Below are 2732 nucleotides of genomic sequence, written 5' to 3' on the forward strand. Positions count from 1 at the left end.
GCCGTCGCGGCCGCCGTGGTCCTGCTCCGCCCCGACGACGGGGAGACCCCTCGCGACCCTTGCGTCAGCCCGCCGACGGCGAGCAGGATCACCTCGGCATCGGCGATGAGCGTCTTCTCGTCGGCGTCAGGACCGCGCAGCTGCCGTAGTTGTCCCGCGACCGCGTCGATGATGTAGTTCGGGGCGCCCGCGGTATCGGCGGATTCGACGTCGGGGCCGGTGAGCGTCGCGGCGTGGAAGATGCCGAGAATGACGGCGTCGCGCCGACTTGCCTCGTCGAGAGGCAGGACCGAGATCAGGATCGTGCGCACGATATCGCGGGGACCGGCGTCCGGTCCGAGAGCCGCGAATCCCTGTGCCATCCGGGCGCCGGAATCCTCGACGACAGCACGGTGCGTGGCGAGCAGGAACTCCCGTTTGGTGCCGAAGTAGTACTGCACCGACCGCACCGAGACCCCGGCTTCGGCGGCCACGGACTGGAAGGTCGCGGCTTCCAGTCCGCCCCGGGCGATGACCCGTCGAGCAGCACCGGTGATCGATCTGCGCCGTTCTTCGTGGTCGGCCAAACGTGGCATCGCTCCTCCTACTATCCTGGCGGATTTTCATGGTACGCCCATACCATTTATGTGGTACGGTGATATCACCAACGAGAAACAGGGGTGGTCATGGCCAAGATCGGGCGATTCAAGAACGACAAGGCGCGCGAGGAGTACTTGCGGACCTATCGAGAACTGGAAAAGCAGTGGACGGTGCCGTCGACCCTGCTCGAGGTCTCCACTTCTTTCGGTTCCACTCGTGTCCGTAAATCTGGTGCGGGAGAGGGTGTCCCGATCGTGCTCATGCACTCACTCGGCGCCAACAGCCTGTCCTGGAACCACGTCATCGAGGATTTCGCTCGTGACCGCGTCGTCTACATGCCCGAAATGATCGGCGCTCCCGGCCTGAGCGTGCAGACCGCACCGATCGACGAAAACGGCTTCGGTACCTGGCTCGGCGAGGTTCTCGACGGGCTCGGCGTCGACCAGGTCCACCTGGTCGGTTACTCGCAGGGCGGGTGGCAGGCGATGGCGATCGCCACCACTACGCAGCGCCGCCTGGCGAGCCTGACCGTGCTCGAGCCGGGCGGCACGCTGACGAAGATCAAGTGGAGCCTGCTGTGGACGATGATCCGGGTCGGTGCCCGGCCCACGGACAAGAACCTGCGTGCGATGAACGCGCGGCTCAACCCCGGCGTCACCTTGACCGACGCGGAATTCGACGGGGTGAAGGCAGCGCTGGGATACGCACCCTCGATCGGCTACCCGAAGATGTTCACCGACGAGCGTCTGGCCACGATCACCATGCCGACGCTGGTACTGCTCGGGTCGGAGTCGTTGGTGGTCGACTCGCAACTTGCCGAACAACGCCTGCGCGACAACGTGCCCACCTGTGAAGTCGAGATCTTCCGCGGGGCCGGGCACGGCCTGTTCCACGAGATCCCGAAGCCGGTGACTGCCCGCATTCTCGACTTCACCAGTCGCTACGAGCCTACGGACGCCCGCCACGGAGAGTAGGCGTCGCCGCTCGCTATTACCGCTCGGACGCCACCACGCCGCGCCCGCGATCACCACGAAGAACGTGGCCGCGGGCCTGATAATCGACTGAGAACAACCGGGTGGTGGACACCTTGGCAATGTCGGGCACGTTGAGAGCAGTAAGAGGTCCTCTGAGGCCTCCGCGAGGGAGTGCGTCATGAGTCTTGTGGGAACCCTGGTCGGCTACGCGCTGACAGTCTTTCTGGTGCTGCTGATCGCCCGCATGGTGGTGGACTGGATCGATGCGCTGGGCAACGGTCCCCAGTGGGCCCGCAAAGCCAGGGAGGTGACCCACGCCGCGACCGAACCGGTGATCGCCCCGGTACGCAAGGTGCTCAAGCCGATCCGGATCGGTGACTTCTCCCTGGACCTGGCCTTCACCGCCGTGTTCATCGCCGTCCTGATCCTGCGAGCGATCGCCTTCAGCCTGTAGTCGAGGTGGCGCTGCCGAGGGGTCAGCGCGCCGGCGAGCTCGCGGGCGCGGCGTCGACGGGCAGGCCCGCGAGCAGGGCCAGTGACTGCGCGGAATCAGAACCCGGCTCGGCGTGGTAGACGACAAGTGTCTGGCCCGGCGCCCCGTTGACCGTGAAGGTCTCGTACGACAAGCCGAGCTCACCGACCAGCGGATGGACGAAACGTTTCTCGCCGGCGGTTTTCGCGCGGACATCGTGCTTGGCCCAGAGGCGGCGGAATTCTTCGCTCTTCAACGACAGTTCGCCCACCAGCTCGGTCAGACGTGGGTCGTCGAGATCGGTGCCCGCGCCGACCCGCAGACCGGCCACGGTCTCCGCGGCGATTCTCGGCCAATCCGGAAAAACGTTGCGGGCCTCGGGGTCGAGGAACACCATCCTGACCTGATTGACACCCGGCGCCGAACACGAGTTCAGCGCGATGGCCGACGGCGTCGCGGCCAGAACATCCATGTACCGGCCGAGTACCAGCGCCGGGGTGTCCGACCAGGTGCGCATCAGGCGCAGCAGGCTCGGCGTGACCCGTTCCGGTCGCCGCGGTGCACGACTGCGTCGCGGTGCCGGGCGCGCCAATTCCCGGAGGTGCGCGATGCCGTCGTCGTCGAGCGAGAACACCCGGGCCAACGCCGCCACGATCTGATCGGACGGGTGCTTGTCGCGGCCCTGTTCGAGCCGGATGTAGTAATCG

The 2732-nt window shown here is 66.3% G+C and carries 4 protein-coding genes; 2 read left to right on the plus strand and 2 right to left on the minus strand.

Going from position 1 to position 2732, the window contains the following annotated elements; translation table 11 throughout:
* Window positions 1-575 (minus strand): TetR/AcrR family transcriptional regulator (locus tag ACFWF3_RS29975; RefSeq protein WP_379316992.1); only part of this gene is annotated, 575 nt, incomplete at its 3' end.
* Window positions 576-665: 90 nt separating this feature from the next.
* Here ACFWF3_RS29975 and ACFWF3_RS29980 point away from each other — a divergent pair.
* The gene (locus tag ACFWF3_RS29980; protein WP_379316994.1) at window positions 666-1553 is read left to right on the plus strand and encodes an alpha/beta fold hydrolase; all 888 of its coding nucleotides are present in this window, start codon (window positions 666-668) and stop codon (window positions 1551-1553) included.
* 178 nt (window positions 1554-1731) lie between these two features.
* Window positions 1732-2007 (plus strand): YggT family protein, encoded by a 276-nt coding sequence (locus ACFWF3_RS29985; RefSeq protein ID WP_378995159.1) that lies wholly within the window; start codon window positions 1732-1734, stop codon window positions 2005-2007.
* A 22-nt stretch (window positions 2008-2029) separates the two neighbouring features.
* Here the strand turns inward: ACFWF3_RS29985 and ACFWF3_RS29990 are convergent.
* On the minus strand, window positions 2030-2732 hold a 703-nt coding region (locus ACFWF3_RS29990; RefSeq protein ID WP_379316996.1), incomplete at its 5' end, for a transcriptional regulator.

Source organism: Nocardia sp. NPDC060220 (assembly GCF_042727815.1).
In the GTDB taxonomy this organism is placed as follows: domain Bacteria; phylum Actinomycetota; class Actinomycetes; order Mycobacteriales; family Mycobacteriaceae; genus Nocardia.